Source organism: Lutimaribacter pacificus (genome assembly GCF_900142185.1).
In the GTDB taxonomy this organism is placed as follows: domain Bacteria; phylum Pseudomonadota; class Alphaproteobacteria; order Rhodobacterales; family Rhodobacteraceae; genus Lutimaribacter; species Lutimaribacter pacificus.
In genome coordinates, this window is sequence record NZ_FQZZ01000003.1 from 382921 (window position 1) to 400454 (window position 17534).

17 protein-coding genes are annotated in these 17534 nt (G+C 66.9%); 6 read left to right on the plus strand and 11 right to left on the minus strand.

Features of this window, described 5'->3' with window-relative positions; all coding sequences use genetic code 11:
- The first annotated feature begins 23 nt into the window (after positions 1 to 23).
- A complete protein-coding gene (locus F3H87_RS10720; protein ID WP_149788749.1) occupies positions 24 to 1961 on the plus strand; it encodes a DEAD/DEAH box helicase in 1938 nt (645 codons plus the stop codon).
- Between the two features lie 1010 nt (positions 1962 to 2971).
- Positions 2972 to 3283 (plus strand): hypothetical protein, encoded by a 312-nt coding sequence (locus tag F3H87_RS10730; protein ID WP_149788748.1) that lies wholly within the window; start codon positions 2972 to 2974, stop codon positions 3281 to 3283.
- Here F3H87_RS10730 and hisD read toward each other — a convergent pair.
- Positions 3280 to 4572, minus strand: coding sequence for a histidinol dehydrogenase (gene hisD, locus F3H87_RS10735; protein ID WP_149788747.1), 1293 nt, complete (start codon positions 4570 to 4572; stop codon positions 3280 to 3282). The two genes, F3H87_RS10730 and hisD, sit on opposite strands and share 4 nt — an antisense overlap.
- Positions 4573 to 4688: 116 nt before the next feature.
- Positions 4689 to 5126 carry a low molecular weight protein-tyrosine-phosphatase gene (locus F3H87_RS10740; RefSeq protein ID WP_149788746.1) on the minus strand — a complete coding sequence of 146 codons (438 nt, stop codon included), beginning with the start codon at positions 5124 to 5126 and terminating at the stop codon, positions 4689 to 4691.
- A 39-nt stretch (positions 5127 to 5165) separates the two neighbouring features.
- Between F3H87_RS10740 and F3H87_RS10745 the strand changes: the two genes are divergently transcribed.
- A complete protein-coding gene (locus tag F3H87_RS10745; protein WP_149788745.1) occupies positions 5166 to 5864 on the plus strand; it encodes a Sir2 family NAD-dependent protein deacetylase in 699 nt (232 codons plus the stop codon).
- A gap of 61 nt (positions 5865 to 5925) precedes the next feature.
- Here F3H87_RS10745 and F3H87_RS10750 read toward each other — a convergent pair whose 3' ends face one another.
- From F3H87_RS10750 to meaB, 5 genes are all read right to left on the minus strand, one after another.
- On the minus strand, positions 5926 to 6411 hold the full coding sequence (locus F3H87_RS10750) for a copper chaperone PCu(A)C (protein ID WP_149788744.1): 486 nt from the start codon (positions 6409 to 6411) through the stop codon (positions 5926 to 5928).
- Between the two features lie 42 nt (positions 6412 to 6453).
- Positions 6454 to 6822 (minus strand): hypothetical protein, encoded by a 369-nt coding sequence (locus F3H87_RS10755; protein ID WP_149788743.1) that lies wholly within the window; start codon positions 6820 to 6822, stop codon positions 6454 to 6456.
- A gap of 85 nt (positions 6823 to 6907) precedes the next feature.
- Complete coding sequence (rpmB, locus tag F3H87_RS10760) at positions 6908 to 7198, minus strand: 50S ribosomal protein L28 (RefSeq protein WP_149788972.1); 291 nt, start codon at positions 7196 to 7198, stop codon at positions 6908 to 6910.
- Between the two features lie 148 nt (positions 7199 to 7346).
- Positions 7347 to 9176 (minus strand): ABC transporter ATP-binding protein, encoded by a 1830-nt coding sequence (locus F3H87_RS10765; RefSeq protein ID WP_149788742.1) that lies wholly within the window; start codon positions 9174 to 9176, stop codon positions 7347 to 7349.
- Between the two features lie 166 nt (positions 9177 to 9342).
- A complete protein-coding gene (gene meaB / locus F3H87_RS10770) occupies positions 9343 to 10323 on the minus strand; it encodes a methylmalonyl Co-A mutase-associated GTPase MeaB (RefSeq protein WP_149788741.1) in 981 nt (326 codons plus the stop codon).
- A 170-nt stretch (positions 10324 to 10493) separates the two neighbouring features.
- Here meaB and hrpB point away from each other — a divergent pair, with 170 nt between their 5' ends.
- Together hrpB and F3H87_RS10780 are read left to right on the plus strand one after the other, a co-directional pair.
- Positions 10494 to 12938, plus strand: a complete 2445-nt coding sequence (hrpB, locus tag F3H87_RS10775) for an ATP-dependent helicase HrpB (RefSeq protein WP_149788740.1) — start codon at positions 10494 to 10496, stop codon at positions 12936 to 12938.
- A 69-nt stretch (positions 12939 to 13007) separates the two neighbouring features.
- A complete protein-coding gene (locus F3H87_RS10780) occupies positions 13008 to 14078 on the plus strand; it encodes a site-2 protease family protein (protein WP_149788739.1) in 1071 nt (356 codons plus the stop codon).
- A 40-nt stretch (positions 14079 to 14118) separates the two neighbouring features.
- Here the strand turns inward: F3H87_RS10780 and F3H87_RS10785 are convergent, their stop codons facing one another.
- The 3 genes from F3H87_RS10785 to F3H87_RS10795 all read right to left on the minus strand — a co-directional run bounded on the left by F3H87_RS10785 (position 14119) and on the right by F3H87_RS10795 (position 15582).
- Positions 14119 to 14586, minus strand: a complete 468-nt coding sequence (locus F3H87_RS10785) for a DUF411 domain-containing protein (RefSeq protein WP_149788738.1) — start codon at positions 14584 to 14586, stop codon at positions 14119 to 14121.
- A gap of 64 nt (positions 14587 to 14650) precedes the next feature.
- Positions 14651 to 14992, minus strand: a complete 342-nt coding sequence (locus tag F3H87_RS10790; protein ID WP_149788737.1) for a hypothetical protein — start codon at positions 14990 to 14992, stop codon at positions 14651 to 14653.
- Between the two features lie 8 nt (positions 14993 to 15000).
- Positions 15001 to 15582, minus strand: coding sequence for a GcrA family cell cycle regulator (locus tag F3H87_RS10795; RefSeq protein WP_149788736.1), 582 nt, complete (start codon positions 15580 to 15582; stop codon positions 15001 to 15003).
- Between the two features lie 134 nt (positions 15583 to 15716).
- Between F3H87_RS10795 and F3H87_RS10800 the strand changes: the two genes are divergently transcribed.
- On the plus strand, positions 15717 to 16517 hold the full coding sequence (locus F3H87_RS10800) for an ABC transporter permease (RefSeq protein ID WP_223228028.1): 801 nt from the start codon (positions 15717 to 15719) through the stop codon (positions 16515 to 16517).
- 9 nt (positions 16518 to 16526) lie between these two features.
- On the opposite strand, the gene F3H87_RS10805 is transcribed toward F3H87_RS10800, so the two are convergent.
- Complete coding sequence (locus F3H87_RS10805; protein WP_149788735.1) at positions 16527 to 17447, minus strand: DMT family transporter; 921 nt, start codon at positions 17445 to 17447, stop codon at positions 16527 to 16529.
- Between the last annotated feature and the right edge of the window lie 87 nt (positions 17448 to 17534).

Consider the following 17534-nt stretch of genomic DNA (forward strand, 5'->3'; position numbering starts at 1 on the left):
ATTTTCAGACCAAGGAAAGAACCGTGGGCTCACCGGTATCACCGCTCGTCTTTGTGCAGCAGATGGAAAAGCACTGGGTCGAAACCCTAGGGAACTCTTCAAGCGAACAGCTCAGGGCCGTATGGAGACAACTGGGGTCTGGGTTCGGTGAGGCGATAACATCGCATGGAAAACCCGAAGGTAGAACTTGGCGGGTCTTGCAGCCTCCTACCGGGACAGGAAAGACACAAGGCCTGTGCGTCTACGCCGCGATGCTGGCTTCGCAAAATGCCACGATGGAAGACGCGGGCAAGACGGGAATGCTGGTTGTCACCCAGTTGATCGCTCAGTGCAACGAAGTGGTCGAGAGAGTGAACAGCCTAGCTGGTGCTGAAGTAGCTATGGCCAGCCACTCTGAGAGCAGACCGCAGCCGCTGAGCATGGCGTCATCAGCAATATTGGTCATCACCCATCAGGCGTTTATCAATGCCGTAAAGGCGCATGCGGAAGGCAAAGCCGACAGGTGGTCAGAGTATGCAATCTGGAGGTATGGCCAGCGGGAATTGATCGTTATCGATGAAGCTCTGTCAAACATGGTCGAGGAAAGCCAGGTCAAGTCATCATCGATATCGCAAGCTCTGGGGCTAATACCTGAGCAGACGAAACTCGCCTACAGAAGCCAGGTTTCGGCGCTTGAAACAGTGCACGACATCTTCAACCGCGCATCAAAGATCATATCGGAAAACCCAAACTCGGGACTGACTTCCACGAAAATGGCATGGCGGGGGACGATGGCGATGCCTCCGTATTACAAGATGGATGGTTTGAGGGAGGCGCTCTGGAACCACAGCTACGACAAGTCCGTCCTTGGAAAGGAGAGCAGCGCTGACCGGCATCGCCTTCGGGATAAGGTCGATGAAACGCTGAGAAGCGTCGAAGCCGTGATGGCAAACTGGGGTTATTATGCCAGGGTCGGAGACGAAAACACTCTTAACTTCGCAAGTCTTGTGGTCCCAGACGACCTACCCGGCGCAGTCGTTATGGATGCGACGGCAACGCAAAACTTCCTTTGGAGGCTTTTTGAGAAGAAGGCTCTGGTCTACCCGGTGCCAGCCGATGCGAGGTCTTACCAAAACGTCACCCTGCATGTTGCCCGAAGCAAGGGTGTCGGAAAGGGGGCAATGCTTGAGCACCACAAGGACCGCATTCCAAGGCTCATTGAGGACCTCGAAGGCAGGCTATCGGATGACCGTAAGGTCTTCCTCTGCTGTCACAAGGCGGTTGAACCTTTCGCCAAGACATTCGTCCCGAAGTTCGCAAGCTTCGACATAGGGCACTGGGGGGCCATTGATGGGCGCAATGACTGGAAGGATTGTGATGTAGCTGTTCTCTTCGGTCTATCATTCCGCGACCCGATCTGGGCCAACAACACCTTCATGGCGTTTCGAGGAAGACAAGAAGACGAATGGTTCGACGAACCCGCGTTCGAGGAGCACTCAGACGTGCGCCGCGAAATGCAAAATCGCCAAATCTCAGTGTCAGTCATTCAAGCCATAAATCGGGTTCAGTGTCGAAAGGTGGTCGACAGTGCTGGGAACTGTTTGCCGACAGATGTGTTTATTGTGCTGCCCGAGGGGGTCGTGGGAGAAGCCGTATTAACAGCGATCAAAGCGGAAATGCCGCACATCCGGACGACAGAGTGGGACTTTGTTCTCGATGGGACGCGCAAGAAGAAGCCGAAGATACGTAGAGGTTCAGCCCACGAGGCACTGTTGGCATACATGCTGAACCAGTCTCCAGGTGAATACAGGGTGGCAAAAATCAAAGCGGACTTGGAACTGAGCGACAGCCTGTGGAAAGAGAGCATCGCCAAAGCACTGCGAGACGCTGACCATCCGCTGACCAAAAACTTGGCTGGTATCAAGGTTAGTTATGTCGCTGGTAGCGGGCGCGGTGCGAAGTCACGATTGGTCAAGCTATGAGCTTGGCGAGGCGCAAGAAACGCAAGGCAGACGTTAAGCAGCGGGCGTCCAAGCCTAATAGTATGTATTCATATTGCCGCGCCGCTGGTTGTCCGAACCCGGCACGTGCGGGAACCTCCGACGGCCTCGGTAGGCTTTACTGTCGCAAACACCATGATCACTACCAACGTCATGGTTCGCCTTTCAAACCCAGTTACAAAGCGAGCGAGTTAAACCCGTTTCGAAAAGTCGCTCTCAAGTGGCTTGAAGAAAACGGTGAAGACGCATGGGTCAGAAGCGCAGTCGCTGCAGTTGAGCAATTGTATCAGAGCGCTGGGCCACACGTGGAAGCATTCAGGTTGCGCGGTTTGAAACCTAGGCAGCGCGCTCAGGCGCATTGGGCGAGGCTGCGGACAGCGAAAGTCGATCCTGTGAAGGTGGTCTCGGCTTGGTTGGCGGTCGAGATGGCCCTTGCGTCCGACGCTCAGAGCGATTGGAGACCCGAATATAAGCGAGTTCAGGCGGCGAAGGTCGTTCACAGAATGGCGTCGGGTAGCCACCGAAAATGGACCCAAAGCCGTCTCGATGGGACTGGGACGTGGACCCAGGAATTGCACGTCTATCCACACTCACGCGGAAGGGTCTTGAGGCATATTGGCGAAGACCTCGAGAAAGCGTGCGCGCTTCTGACGGAACGCTGTCTCGATAGCTGCTTATCAGCTCCGCCACGAGGGCGTTGAGTGAGGTAACAAGGTTTAAAATTGTGGAGCGGCAGCTTCATTATTCACCGACGACTCCACACAAGACTCCTACACAACGCTTGCCGCCTCCATCATTTTATGTATATTTATCAGCATCCTACGCACCATCAAAACGAGTTCAATTCTCTCCAGCAGCACCATGATTTCCCAAACGTGATCGGACAAACGGCGTGACGCGTTGAAATCGGGCCTGTCCTGCGGCAGAGTTCATTCCGATCTCAGGCGCGGCGGCGCCGTTTTCCGGCACGGGCAACGACAGGGCGGGACAGGATGAAACAGGCGGTTCTGATGGCGGTTCTTGCGGCGCTTCTGAGCGCCTCGATTCCCACCCCGGCCGGGGCCGGGCCGATCGGCCGCGCCTGCATCGCCAGCCCGCGCCAGCAGAAGACGCCGCAACTGTGCACCTGCATCCAGCGTGTCGCCGACCAGGTGCTGACGCGCGGCGAACAGCGGCAGGCGGCGCGATTCTTCAGCGATCCGCACCGCGCGCAGGAAACCCGCCAGTCGGGCAGCGCCGCCAAGGCGCGGTTCTGGGAACGCTACAAGGTCTTCGCCACCAACGCCGAGCGGATCTGCGGCTAACCCACCGCCTTCAGCGGCGCGGGGCCGGACAGGCGCATCTCGGCGCTGCGGGCGTGGCCCTCCATCCCCTCGTGGCGGCTGATGCTGGCGCTGACGCGGGCAAGATCGGGCAGCGCCGCCTCCCCGACCCGCTGCCATGTCACGGTCTTGAGGTATTTCAGAACCGACAGCCCGCCAGTATGGCGCGCCGCGCCGCCGGTGGGCAGCACGTGGTTCGGCCCGGCCGCCTTGTCGCCGAAGGGCACCGTGGTGTTCGCGCCCAGGAACAGCGAGCCGTAATTGCGCAGCCGCCCCTTCCACCAGTCCAGGTCGCGCGCCTGCACATGCAGGTGCTCGGGCGCCAGGTCGTCGGCCTGTTGCGCCATGTCCCCGGGCGTGTCGCACAGCCAGATCTCGCCCAGCGCGTCCCAGGCATCGCGCGCGGCGGTGCGGTTCGGCTCGGGCAGCGCGTCGATGCAGGCGGGGATATGCGCCTGCACCGCCTGCGCCAGCCCCGCGTCCGAGGTGGCCAGCCAGACCGGCGAGTTCGCCCCGTGCTCGGCCTGCCCCACCAGGTCCCACGCCACGGTCAGCGCATCGGCGCTGTCGTCGGCCAGGATCAGGCTGTCGGTCGGGCCCGCCACCATGTCGATGCCCACCGGGCCGAACAGCTGCCGCTTGGCCTCGGCCACGAAGGCGTTGCCGGGCCCGACAAGGATATCGGCGGGCCGGGCGCCGAACAGGCCGAACGCCATCGCCGCCACCCCCTGCACCCCGCCCATGCACAGGATGCGGTCGGCCCCCGCCAGGTGCATGGCATAAAGGATCGGCGCGGGGATGCCATCGGCCCCGCGCGGGGGCGAACAGGCGGTGATATGCGCGACACCCGCCGCCCGCGCCGTGGCGATGGTCATCAGCGCGCTGGCGATATGGGCATAGCGCCCGCCCGGCACGTAGGCGCCGACCGATCCCACCGGGATCACCCGCTGCCCGGCATAGAGGCCCGGGCGCAGTTCCACCTCCATCTCGGTCAGGGTGGCGCGCTGCGCCTCGGCAAAGCGGCGGATATTGTCGTGGGCATAGCCGATATCGGCCTTCAGCGCGTCGGGCACCGCGCGAATCGCGCGCGCGATCGCCTCGGGCGGCACGACGACCGCGCCCTCCCACCCGTCGAGCCGGCGGGCATAATCCCGCGCCGCGTCCTCGCCGCCGGCACGGATGCGTGCCAGCATGATCTGCACCGTGTCGGACGTATCCCGCGCCGCCTGTGGCGGCAGGCCGGGCGCTGTCCTGATCTGTCGGATAGCCATCGCACATACCTCCTGCGCGCGCAGAAAAGCGGGGCGCGCGGCGCGGCGCAAGCGGTCGGCCGGTGATTTTCATTCACGCGAAACCGGGTTTCGGGAAAGCTGCAAAGGCAGGGGGATCAGGCCGTTTCGATCAGCCCCTTCGCACAAATTTCGATCAGGTCCAGGCAGCCGTCGAAATCGCGCGTGTAATAGGGGTCGGGCACGTGATCGCCCGCGTCAGGCCCCGCGAAGCCGGTAAACAGCCGCACCGGCGTCGTGCTGCCCGCGGGCCGCAACGCCTCGATCCGGGCCAAATTGTCGGCATCCATCGCCACGATCAGGTCGAACCGGCCGAAATCACCGGCATGGAACTGGCGCGCGCGCAGATCGCCCATCTCGATCCCGCGGGCGCGGGCGGCCTGCTGCATCGGGCCATAGGGCGGCTCGCCCACATGCCAGTCGGAGGTTCCGGCGCTGTCGATCTCCCATCCGGGGGCAAGGCGGCGCGTCACCGCGTGGGCCGAGGGCGAGCGGCAGATATTGCCAAGGCAGACAAAGAGGATACGCTTGCTCATGCCCCCTGTTCTGGGGGCAAAGCGGCGAAAGGGCAAGCCATGGACAAGATCGTGATCCTGACCGGCGCGGGCATCTCGGCCGAAAGCGGGCTGGGCACGTTCCGCGACAAGGGCGGGATCTGGACGCGCTACCCGCTTGAGGACGTGGCCACGCCCGAAGGATTCGCCCGCAATCCCGCGCTGGTGCACGACTTCTACAACCAGCGCCGCGCGCAGGCCGCGCAGGCACAGCCCAACGCCGCGCATGAGGCGCTAGGCCGATTGCAGGCGGAATATGCGGGCGATGTGGTGATCGTCACCCAGAATGTCGACGCCCTGCACGAGGCCGGTGGCGCGCGTGGCGTTCTGCACATGCACGGGCAACTTGCGCACGCGCTGTGCAACGCCTGCGGCCACCGCTGGGACGCGCCCGCCGCGATGGCCCCGGCCGATCCCTGCCCCGCCTGCGGCCACCCCGAAACGCGGCCAGACGTGGTGTGGTTCGGCGAAATGCCCTATCACATGGATGAGATATGGGCGCATCTCAGCGATGCCGACCTGTTCGCCGCCATCGGCACGTCGGGCAATGTCTACCCCGCTGCCGCCTTCGTGCAGGAAGCCGCGGCTGCGGGCGCGCATACGGTCGAGCTGAACCTCGCCCCCTCGCTCACGGTATCGGATTTCGCCGAAACCCGGCTCGGCCCGGCCACGGAGATCGTGCCCCGCTGGGTCGATGCCGTGCTGTCGGGCCGGGCCTGAGCGCATGGAAAAGCCGGCCCCGAAAGGCCGGCCCTGCGGATGATGCGCGGCGGCGCCGCGATCAGTCCGATTGCTTCATCTGGCCGTGGTTCATGTTGCCATGCATCGGCTTGCGCTCCAGGTCGACGGGCACCTCGACGGTCACATCCCCGGCCTTTTCGAACTGCAGCGTCACGCTGATCACGTCGCCCTGCGCCATCTCTTCCTTGAGGCCCAGGAACATCACATGATGGCCGCCGCGCACCATCTCGATGGTGCCGCCCGCCGGGATGGCAAAGCCTTCCTCGACATGGATCATGCGCATGACGCCGTTTTCGTCTTCCTTATGGGTGTGCAGCTCGACCTTGTCGGCCGCGTCCGAGGCCACGCCCACCAGGCGGTCGTCGGTATCGGTGTTGTTGTGGATGATCATGAACGCCGCGCCCGAGCTCGACATCATCGAGGATGCGCGGGCATAGGGGCCATCCACCGAGATATCGGCGGCAAGGGCGGGCATGGCAAGGGCCACCGCGGCAGCGGCGGCGAAAAGCGTGGATTTGATCGACATCGTTGGTCCTTTCCTGTTCTGTCGTGATCCGTTGGAGATGGGTCAGGACAGAACCGGCGGGCCACGGGCCTGCGGCGCGGGGGCCTGCGCCGCCCGCAGCACCGCCTGCGTGCCGGGACGCAATGGCACATGGCGGGCCGCCGGGCGCGGCGGCAGGTCCGGGGCATCCCAATGGGCCGCGAAGAAGGCAAAGGCGCAATCGGGACAGATATGCGCCGGGCCGACCGGCTGGCCGTTTTCGTCCACAAGGACGGTGATGGGCCCCGTACCCGTGCACAGGACCATCTCGCCGGACGGTCCGGGCGTGCCGCGGGCAATGGCCATCGACTGGCCCGTCAGGACCAGCATCAGCGCCACCAGGACGCCTGTCAGGGGATGCCGAAACAGTTTCATCACCGCAGGTATACGCATCCCGCAGGGCCTGCGAAAGCGACAAAAGGAAACAGCCCCGCCGGATCGCCGGCGGGGCTGTTTTTTCAAAACGTCACCGAAAGGATCAGGCGTTGGCGTCCTGCGCCTTGATGATCTCTTTCTTCAGCTTCAGCGCGTTGGCCGACAGGTCGGCATCCTTGGCTTTTAGCAGGTAGGCGTCCAGCCCGCCACGGTGATCGACCGAGCGCAGCGCCGATGCCGAGATACGCAGCTTGACGCCACGGCCCAGCGCTTCGGACTGAAGCGTCGTGTCGTTCAGGTTCGGCAGGAAGCGACGCCTGGTCTTGTTGTTGGCATGGCTGACATTGTTGCCAGTCATCGGGCCTTTCCCGGTCAGTTCGCAGCGGCGCGACATGTCATGTTCCTCGTCTGGATCGGGGGGCACATGCGTCCCCTGCAACATATAAGGGCACTGCCGGGGCAGCACCCTGAAATTCGTTGTGGGTGATTAGGCGGAATCGGCCGGGGCGTCAAGGGGCATTTGCCCCGGCCGCCACCGCCGTTCAGCCCTCGCCCAGGAACCCGCCCGACTGGTGCGCCCAGAGCGTCGCGTAAAGCCCGCCCTGTCCCAGCAGGTCGGCGTGCCGGCCCTGTTCGACGATACGGCCCTCGTCCAGCACCACGATCCGGTCCATCCGCGCGATCGTCGACAGCCGGTGCGCGATGGCGATCACCGTCTTGCCCTCCATCATGCCGTAAAGCGTGTCCTGCACCGCCGCCTCGACCTCGGAATCGAGCGCCGATGTCGCCTCGTCCAGCAGCAGGATCGGCGCGTCCTTCAGGATCACCCGCGCCAGCGCGACGCGCTGCCGCTGCCCGCCCGACAGCTTGACGCCACGTTCGCCCACATGCGCGTCGAACCCGCGCCGGCCCTGCGGATCTTCGAGGTCTTGAATGAACTCCAGCGCCTGCGCCTGTTCGGCGGCGTGGACCAGATCCGCCTCCTCCGCGCCGGGGCGGCCGTAAAGCAGGTTGTCGCGCACCGAGCGGTGCAGCAGCGCGGTATCCTGGCTGACCATGCCGACCTGCCGGCGCAGGCTGTCCTGCGTGACTTGGGCAATATCCTGCCCGTCGATCACGATGCGCCCGCCCTCGGCCGCGTAGAAACGCAGCAGCAGCTTCATCATCGTCGACTTGCCCGCACCCGACCGGCCCACCAGCCCCACCTTCTCGCCCGCGGCCACGGTCAGGTCGACCCCTTCCAGCCCGCCGCTTTCGCGCCCGTAGGCATGGCACAGCCGGTCAAAGACGATCTCGCCCCGCGTCACCTGCAGCGGCCGCGCGCCGGGCGCATCGGTCAGGGTGATCGGCTGGGCGATGGTCTCCATCCCCTCGGCCACGACGCCAAGCTGCCGGAACAGCGTGGTCAGCGCCCACATGATCCAGCCGGTCATCGCGTTCAGCCGCAGCGTCAGCGCAGTCGCCGCCGCCACCGCGCCCACGCTGGCCTGGCCCTGCATCCACAGCCACAGCGCCCAGCCCACGACACCGACGATCAGCACGCCGTTCAGCATAACCAGCCCGAAATCCATCGTCGTGTACAAACGCATCTCGGCCTGGATGGTGCGCCGCGCATCCTCGATCGCCTCCTGCGCGAAGGCAAGTTCGCGGTCGTGACGGGCGAACATCTTGACCGAATGGATGTTGGTATAGCTGTCCACCACCCGCCCGGTCACCGCGCTGCGCGCGTCCGCGGCGGCCTGCGACGCCGGCGCCACCCGCACGATCGCCCAGCGCATCAGCCAGCCATAGGCCACCAGCCAGGCCAGCAGCGGCACCATCAGCCGGGGATCGGCCTGCCCCAGCACGATCACCGCCCCCGCCGCATAGGCCAGCGCGAAGGTCACGGCATCGAACACCTGGAACACCGCCTCGCCCGCCGCCGGCGGGGTCTGCATGATGCGGTTGGCGATCCGGCCCGCGAAATCGTTTTCGAACCAGCCAACCGACTGCCGCAGCACATGCGCGTGGGCCCGCCAGCGGATCAGCGTGCCGAAATTCGGCAGGATCGTGTTGTTCAGCAGCAGCACGTCCAGCCCCTGGATGGCGGGCCGCAGGAACAGGATGAACAGCGCCAGCGCGATCAGCACGGTGCCGTGCTCGGCCCAGACCTGCGCCGGATCGCCCTGCAGGATGTCGACGATCCACCCCATGTAATAGATCAGCGCGATCTCGACCCCGGCCACCAGCACCGAAAGCAGCGCCGCCAGCGAAAAGACACGCTTGAAGGGGCGGGAATACTCCCACATGAAACGCCACAGGGTCTGCGGCGGGTGGTCCTTTTGCCGGTAGGGGCCGTAAGGGTCGACAAGGGTTTCGAAGAAACGGAACATGGGCAGGGCTTTCTCTGGACGTATCGCATGGGGAAAGGGCGGGCATACGCCCGCCGGCGGCCCGCGTTGCCGGGCCTTGAAGGATCAGATGTTCCAGATCCCGCGATACATTCCGCACCCTCCTGTCAGGTTACGCCCAATCGCATAGCACGGTTCGAACCGCCCGTCACGCCCCGCGCAACCCGTCCAGCATCTCCTGCGCGGCCACCGTCGGCGTCATCCGCCCCCCGGCCACGTCCTCGGCCAGTTCGTCCATCCGCGCCCGCGCCGCGCCGGTCTCGAGCTGCGCCAGCAACGCCTGCCGCACCTCCTGCCCGAACCAGTAACGCGCCTGCGCCGCGCGGCGGGCGTCGAAATGGCCGGTCTCGCGCCGCCAGTCGACCAGCGTGCGCATCTCGTCCCAGGCGCGTTCCAGCCCGTCCTCCTGCAAGGCCGAGACGCAGATCGCCTTGGGAAACCCCTCGGGGTCCTGCGGCCGCTTGCGCAACAGGCGCAACGCGCCGGCATAATCGGCCTGGGTGCGGGTGGCGGTGGCCTTCAGCTCGCCATCGGCCTTGTTCACAAGGATCAGGTCGGCCATTTCCATGATGCCGCGCTTGACCCCCTGCAACTCGTCCCCGCCGGCGGGCGCCAGCAGCAGCACGAAGATATCCGACATCTCGGCCACCACGGTTTCCGACTGCCCCACCCCCACGGTTTCGATCAGCACCACGTCGAACCCGGCCGCCTCGCACAGCGCCACCGCCTCGCGGGTGCGCCGCGCCACGCCGCCCAGATGCGACCGGCTGGGCGAGGGCCGGATAAAGGCGTCCCTTTCCCGGCTCAGCCGCTCCATCCGCGTCTTGTCGCCGAGGATCGACCCGCCCGAGCGCGCGCTCGACGGGTCCACCGCCAGCACCGCGACCCGCAGGCCGCGACCCAGCAACATCATGCCGAAGCTTTCGATGAAGGTGGATTTGCCCACGCCCGGCGTGCCCGACAGCCCGATCCGCACCGCCTGCTTGCCGGTCTTTGCGCGCAGCGCCTCGATCAGCGCCACCGCCCGGTCGCGGTGATCCGCCCGGCTGCTTTCCACCAGCGTGATCGCCCGCGCCAGCGCCCGCCTGTCCCCGGCCACGATCCTGTCTGCCAGTTGCTCGGTATCCATCGCCGCCTCCGTCGTTCCGGTAGCCGTGATGCCCCAGCACCCAAGACAAAGTCCAGCCCATGCATCCTCTCTCTGCAAATATCCTCCGGGGGTGAATTGTCGCGCAGCGACAAGAGGGGGGCGGACAGCCCCCCTTTCCCGGGCGCGCAAAGCGCGCAATAACGGCCCCCATGACGACCCTGCCGATCCATGACGCGATCCCCGACCTGCTGGCCGCCCTGCGCGATGCGGGGCGCGCGGTGCTGCAGGCGCCGCCGGGCGCGGGCAAGACCACCGTGGTGCCGCTGGAAATCCTGCGCGCCGGGCTGACCCCCGGCCGCATCGTCATGCTCGAACCCCGCCGGCTCGCCGCCCGCGCCGCGGCCGAGCGGATGGCCGAAACCCTTGGCGAAGCGGTCGGCCAGACCGTCGGCTACCGCATCCGGGGCGAGGCACGGACCGGCCGCGACACCCGTATCGAGGTCGTGACCGAGGGCATCCTGACCCGGATGCTGCAATCCGACCCGGAACTGGCCGGCGTGGGCGCGGTGATCTTCGACGAATTCCACGAACGCTCGCTCAACGCCGATCTCGGCCTCGCGCTGTGCCTTGAGGTCGCGGGCGCGCTGCGCGACGACCTGATCCTGCTGGCGATGTCGGCCACGCTCGACGCGCAGCCGGTGGCCAGCCTGATGGCCGCGCCCGTCGTCACCTCGCAGGGGCGCAGCTATCCCGTTGACATTCGCTGGCGCGATGCGCCGCTGCCGAAAACGGCGCGGCTGGAACAGGCCACCGCCGAGCTGGTGGCGCAGGCCGTGGCCGAGACCGCCGGCGGCGTGCTGGTCTTCCTGCCCGGCGAGGGCGAGATTCGCCGGACCGAGGCGCTGCTCAAACCCCGCCTGCCGCCCGATTGCACCCTGCGCCCGCTTTACGGCGCCATGCCCTTTGCCGCGCAACGCGCCGCCATCGCGCCGGTGGCCCGGGGGCGCAAGGTGGTGCTGGCGACCGCGATCGCCGAAACCTCGCTTACCATCGAGGATATCCGCGTGGTCGTCGATGCCGGCCGCGCAAGGCGCGCGCGGTTCGATCCCGGTTCGGGCATGGCGCGGCTGGTCACCGAACGGGTGACGCGGGCCGAGGCGACGCAACGCGCAGGGCGGGCGGGACGCGTGGCCCCCGGCACCTGTTACCGCCTCTGGACAAGGGGCGAGGAGGGCGCGCTGGCCCCCTACCCCCCGGCCGAAATCGAGGCCGCCGATCTGGCCGGGCTGGCGCTGGAACTGGCGCTCTGGGGCGCGGCGCCCGATGACCTGCCCTTCGTGACGCAGCCCAATCCCGGCGCCTATGCCGAGGCGCAGGCACTGCTGCGGATGCTGGGCGCGCTCGATGCGGGCAACCGCATCACCGCGCATGGCCGCGCGCTGGCCGCCCTGCCGCTGCACCCGCGGCTGGCGCATATGCTGGCCGTCGCGGGCGCGCAGGCCGCGCCGCTGGCGGCGTTGCTGGCGGAACGCGATCCGCTGCCGCGCGGCGCGCCGGTCGACCTTGCGCTGCGGCTCGAGGCGGTCAGCCACCCCCGCCGCTACGCCGAGCGACACCCGCACCCGGCAAACCGCGCGGTTATCGAGCGAATCCGCGCGGAAGCAAAGCGGCTGGAGAACTCCGCGAACGCCCCCCGCAGCACCGCGATGAACGCGGCGGAAATGGCCGCGCTCGCCTATCCCGACCGCATCGGGCAGCGCCGCAAGGGCGACGCCCCGCGCTTCGTTCTGTCGGGCGGCAAGGGCGCGGTTCTGGATGAGGGCGACCCGCTGGGCGCCGCCCGCCTGATCGTGGTGACCGACACCGACGGCAACCCGCGCGAGGCCCGTATCCGGCAGGCCATCGCCATCACCGAAAGCGAGCTGCGCGGCCTTTTCGCCGACCAGATCGCCTGGGTCGATACCTGTGCATGGTCGAAGCGCGACCGCCGGGTCGAAGCGCGGCGGCAGGAACGGCTGGGCGCGGTGGTGCTGGACGACCGGATCTGGAAGGACGCCCCCGAAGACGCCGTCGCGCGCGCCATGCTGGACGGGGTGCGCGACCTGGGCCTTGCCCCCTCGGACGCCGCGCGCCGCTTTGTCGCGCGGGTGGAGCTGGCGCGCGCCGGCGGGGCCGACCTGCCGGATATGGGCGAGCCCGCCCTGATGGACAGCCTCGACGTGTGGCTTTTGCCGCATCTGTCCGGCATCCGCAGCGCCGCTGAGTGGAAACGCTTTGACATGCTCGACGCCCTGCGCGCCCGGCTGACATGGGACCAGATGCAGGCGCTGGACCGCGCGGCGCCGGCGCATTTCACCACGCCGCTGGGCCGCCGCATCGCCATCGACTATTCCGGCGAGGCGCCGGAAATCCGGTTGCGCCTGCAGGAAATGTTCGGCCAGACCACCCACCCCACCGTGGCGGGCCAGCCGCTGCGCGTGACGCTGCTGTCGCCCGCCGGGCGGCCGGTGCAGACCACGATGGACCTGCCCGGATTCTGGGCCGGGTCCTATGCCGACGTGCGCAAGGACATGCGCGCGCGATATCCGAAACACCCCTGGCCCGACGATCCCACGCAGGCCGATCCCACCCTGCGCGCCAAGCCGCGAAGCTAGGGCGATTTGCCCTTTGCCTTTCGCCCTCCGGCCTTGCACACTCGGCCGGCAAACAACAGGTAACATCACATGCACTGGTCATTTTCCATCGGCACGATCCGCGGCACCCAGATCCGCATCCACGCCACGTTCTTCCTGCTGCTGGCCTGGGTGCTGGTGGCCGCATGGATGGCCGAAGGCCCCGCCGCAGCGATGGAGAACGTGGCCTTCATCCTCGTGCTGTTCGCCTGCGTGGTGCTGCACGAATTCGGCCATATCACCATGGCCCGCCGCTTTGGCGTGAAGACCCCCGACATCACCCTGCTGCCCATCGGCGGCATGGCGCGGCTGGAGCGTATCCCCGAAGACCCCCGGCAGGAAATCCTGGTGGCGCTGGCCGGTCCCGCGGTCAACGTGGCGATCTGGCTGGTGCTGACGCTTGTGCTTGGCGCAAGCGTGCAGATGAACGTGCTGCAATCGCTCGAGGACCCGACACAGGGGTTTTTGCAACGGCTGGCGGCGGTGAACCTTATGCTGGTGCTGTTCAACATGATCCCGTCCTTCCCGATGGATGGCGGGCGGGTGTTCCGCGCGGTGCTGGCGCTGTTCATGGACCGGGTGCGCGCCACGCAGATCGCCGCGCAGGTGGGGCAGATCATGGCGTTCCTGTTCGGTTTCCTCGGCCTGACCGGGGGCAGCCCGCTGCTGGTGCTGATCGCCGTCTTCATCTTTTTCGCCGCCGGCGCCGAAAGCTCGGACGCGGCGCTGCGCGACCGGGCCCATGACGCCCGCGCGCGCGACGCCATGATCACCCAGTTCGAGGCGCTGTCGCCCGACGACACGCTCGACACCGCAGCAACGGCGGTGCTGCGCACCACGCAGGCCGAGTTTCCGGTGACCGGGACCGATGGCCAGTTGCACGGTATCCTGACCCGCGATGCCATCATCGCCGCGATCCGCGACGACCGCCGCACCGACCGCGTCAGCAGCGCGATGACGCAGGACATTCCCAGACTCCTGCTGAACGCGCCGATGGAAAGCGTGCTCGACGCGATGCAGGCCAATGTGCCCGGCGTGGCCGTGACCGATGCCAAGGGCGCTTTCCTGGGCTATATCACGCGCGAAAATGTGGGCGAGTGGTTCATCCTCTCGCGCCGCTGAACGGATGGCGGCGCGCCCCTTCGGGCACGCCGCGCATCGCTTAATCCGCGAACGGGTAAGGCGCCCCCGCGCCCGCACTGCCACCCCAGGCGGTGACGGGCACGATCGCGTCCCGGTCGCCGCCCATGCCGGGCGACTCGGGCGGCATGTCGGGCACCGAAATGCCGGTGATGTCGGGCCGCGTGGCCAGCATGTGATCTATGGCGGCAAAGGGCACATGGCCCTCGACCGCGTAACCGCCGATCGTCGCAGTGTGGCAGGACAACAGGTCGTCGGGCACACCGGCGGCCGCCTTCATGCCCGCGTAATCGTAGCTGTCGGTGACCTCGACGGCAAAGCCATGCGCGCGGGCCATGTCGATCCATGCGCCGCAACAGCCGCAGCTTGGCGTCTTGGTCACGCGCAGCACGCGGTCGGCCTGCGCGAACAGGGATACAGGGGACAGGGCCGCGACCGAGGCAGCAAGGCCGGTCAGCAACGACCGGCGCGAAAGGTTGGTGGAATGCATGTCAGCTCTCTTCTGATGCGAACAGGTCTCTGGCGGGCAGCGCCCGCCGGTGGAACAGATCGGATCAGGAAACGCGTGGCGGCGGGCTGGGCACCTCGGGGCGCGGGCCGGTCTTGCCATGCCCCGCCACCGGCGAAAGCTGCATTTTCCGAAGATCGGGCTGCGCCCTGCCCGCAACGGCAGGCGCAATGACGTGACAGAGCGCGCAGGATTGCAGGCACCTGTCCCCGGCGGCGTCGCAATCGGGGCAGGCATCCATGCCCGTGGCCTGCATCGCCCCGGTCATCGCGGCCCCGGTATGCATGTCCTGCACCCCCGCCGCCACCGGCATCAGCGACACCGCCAGCAGAAAAAGCGGCAGAACCAGCCACCGCACCAGGGGGGAATGGGTGCCGCGCCGGCCCATGACGGGTGTTACCGGCGCCTGTCGCGGCGGCTCGACATCGGCTGGAACGCCACGCCGACATGCGCCTCGCAATAGGGTTTGCCCTGCTGCACCGGCAGGCCGCAGAACCAGAAATCCTCGGTCGCGGGGTCGCCCACGGGCCATTTGCAGGTCCGTTCGGTCAGCTCCATCAGCGTCAGCTTCTTGGCCTTCTTCTCGATCTCGCTGACCTTGGCCAGCGCCTCGGGGTCGATCTCGTTGGCCGAGGGCTGCGGCGGCAGCGGCTGACCGGCGGGAATGATCTGCTTGCGCGCGGGCGTCGCGGCCTGCCGCGCCTCGGCCTTGGGTTCCGGCGCGGGCTTGGCCGCTTCGGGGGCCGAGGGCTTTTTCGCGGGCTTGGCCGCCGGTTTCGCCTTGGCCTCGGGCTTTGCCTTGGCTTCGGGCTTGGACGCGCCGCCCCCGCCCGAGCGGTTCGACAGGCCCAGGCGATGCACCTTGCCGATCACCGCGTTGCGGGTGACACCGCCCAGTTCCTTGGCGATCTGGCTGGCCGACTGGCCCTCGCCCCACATTTTCTTCAACAGCTCGACGCGTTCATCGGTCCAGGACATATTCGCTCACCCGGGGTTTTCAGATCAAAAGGCGGCCCGCACGCGCCGACCGCCCTCTTTCAAATTCGGTTGCCCCTATTCTAAGCATCCCTGACCGAGTTACAAGGCACCGAATCGCAGGCAGGAGGGACAGAATGGGCAGATCCGAGATGGGCACGCGCCGCTTCGGGCGCATGAACTGGCTGGGGCTCTACACGCTGGCCCTGCGCGAGGTGCAGCGTTTCACCGCGATCTGGATGCAGACGCTGGTGGCGCCGCTGGTCACCGCCGGGCTGTTCCTGGTGATCTTCACCATCGCCATCGGGCCGACGCGCGGCGACGTGATGGGGACGCCCTTTACCAGCTTCATCGCGCCGGGGCTGATGATGATGACGGTGATCCAGAACTCGTTTGCCAATACCTCGTCCTCGATCATCGGCTCAAAGGTGCAGGGCAATATCGTCGACACGCTGATGCCGCCGCTGTCGCCGCTGGAGCTGGTGCTGGGCTATATCGCGGGCGGCGTGGGGCGCGGGCTGTTCGTGGCGGTGCCGATCGCACTGGGGATCTGGCTGTTCCTGGGCATAGTGCCGCAGCATCCCGGCCTGATGCTGGCCTTCATCGTCATGGGATCGGCCATGATGGGCGCAATGGGCGTGGTCGGCGGGATCGTGGCGCAGAAATTCGACCAGATGGCGGCGATCACCAATTTCGTGGTCACGCCGCTGGCCTTCCTGTCGGGCACCTTCTACTCGGTTGAGGCGCTGCCCGCCGGCCTGCGCGAGATCACCCATGCCAACCCCGTCTTCTACATCATCGACGGCGGGCGTTACGGGATGCTGGGCGTGTCCGACAGCGCGCCGTGGCTGGGGCTTGCGGTGATCACCGCCTTCACGCTGGCGGTCGGCCTGCTGGCCTGGGACCTGTTCCGCCGCGGCTACCGCCTCAAGGCATAGGCGGCGGCGCTACCCCACGCCCCCGCCCGAGGGTGGCACCGCCGGGCGCGCCCGGCCCAGCCGCCCCTGCCGCCACGCCAGCAACGCCGCACCGGCGACGATCACACCCGCCCCGGTGAGCGATACGCGGTCGGGGACGACATCGAACACCGCCAGGTCGTAGACCGATGCGAAAACCAGCGTCAGATAGCTGAACGGTGTCACGAAGGACGCATCCGCCCGCGCCATCGCGTTGACGAAACAGGCCTGCGCGCAGGCCATCGCCAGCCCCACCCCCGCCAGCCCCAGCCATTCCGCGCCGTCCGGCGGCTGCCACACCGGCCAGACCGCGGCCGAGGCGATGCACAACCCGATGAGGTTGTTGATGAACAGGATCTGCAACGGCGCCTCGCGGCCCGACAGCTTCTTGATGAAGATCAGTTCCATCCCCATCATCGCCGCCGCCCCCAGCGCCAGCAGCGCCGCCGGCTGGAAACTGTCGCCGCCCGGCCGCAGCAGGATCACCGCCCCCACCAGCGCGATCGCCGCCGCGCTCCAGCGCACCCGGCCCACCGACTCGCCCAGCAGCGGGATCGACAGCACCATCGCGAAAACCGGGTTAAGGAAACTGATCGCTGTGGCATCGCCCAGCGGGATGAAGGCCACCGCCGCGAACATCAGCGTCACTCCGCCCCAGCCCAGCGCCGTACGCCCGACATGCAGCCGCCAGTGCACCGGCGTCAGCCTTGGCCGCACCGCCGCCATCACCGCCGACAGCGCCAGGAAGGCAAACAGGAACCGCCCGTGGCTGACCTGCAGCGGATGCAGCCCCGCGCCCAGGTGCCCCGCGCCCACCGCCTTGGCCAGAAGCGTGCTCAGCGCGATGAACGCGCTGGCGGCCAGCATGAACAGGACGGCAAGGGCCGGGTTTTGCGCGCGGGGCTGAAACATGGCGCCAGCTTTCCGCGGCTTTCGCGCCACTGGCAAGGGCCCGTTTCGCATCCTTGCACCCAACCGCGCGATTTTCCCTTGGCAAAA

Coding starts and splice junctions, on each gene's coding strand:
- F3H87_RS10745 (WP_149788745.1), top strand. CDS start 5,166: ATGGACAAGATCGTGATCCTGACCGGCGCGGGCATCTCGGCCGAAAGC.
- F3H87_RS10805 (WP_149788735.1), bottom strand. CDS start 17,447: ATGTTTCAGCCCCGCGCGCAAAACCCGGCCCTTGCCGTCCTGTTCATG.
- F3H87_RS10750 (WP_149788744.1), bottom strand. CDS start 6,411: ATGTCGATCAAATCCACGCTTTTCGCCGCCGCTGCCGCGGTGGCCCTT.
- F3H87_RS10765 (WP_149788742.1), bottom strand. CDS start 9,176: ATGTTCCGTTTCTTCGAAACCCTTGTCGACCCTTACGGCCCCTACCGG.
- meaB (WP_149788741.1), bottom strand. CDS start 10,323: ATGGATACCGAGCAACTGGCAGACAGGATCGTGGCCGGGGACAGGCGG.
- F3H87_RS10780 (WP_149788739.1), top strand. CDS start 13,008: ATGCACTGGTCATTTTCCATCGGCACGATCCGCGGCACCCAGATCCGC.
- F3H87_RS10740 (WP_149788746.1), bottom strand. CDS start 5,126: ATGAGCAAGCGTATCCTCTTTGTCTGCCTTGGCAATATCTGCCGCTCG.
- F3H87_RS10800 (WP_223228028.1), top strand. CDS start 15,717: ATGGGCAGATCCGAGATGGGCACGCGCCGCTTCGGGCGCATGAACTGG.
- F3H87_RS10795 (WP_149788736.1), bottom strand. CDS start 15,582: ATGTCCTGGACCGATGAACGCGTCGAGCTGTTGAAGAAAATGTGGGGC.
- hrpB (WP_149788740.1), top strand. CDS start 10,494: ATGACGACCCTGCCGATCCATGACGCGATCCCCGACCTGCTGGCCGCC.
- F3H87_RS10785 (WP_149788738.1), bottom strand. CDS start 14,586: ATGCATTCCACCAACCTTTCGCGCCGGTCGTTGCTGACCGGCCTTGCT.
- F3H87_RS10730 (WP_149788748.1), top strand. CDS start 2,972: ATGAAACAGGCGGTTCTGATGGCGGTTCTTGCGGCGCTTCTGAGCGCC.
- F3H87_RS10790 (WP_149788737.1), bottom strand. CDS start 14,992: ATGGGCCGGCGCGGCACCCATTCCCCCCTGGTGCGGTGGCTGGTTCTG.
- hisD (WP_149788747.1), bottom strand. CDS start 4,572: ATGGCTATCCGACAGATCAGGACAGCGCCCGGCCTGCCGCCACAGGCG.
- F3H87_RS10755 (WP_149788743.1), bottom strand. CDS start 6,822: ATGCGTATACCTGCGGTGATGAAACTGTTTCGGCATCCCCTGACAGGC.
- rpmB (WP_149788972.1), bottom strand. CDS start 7,198: ATGTCGCGCCGCTGCGAACTGACCGGGAAAGGCCCGATGACTGGCAAC.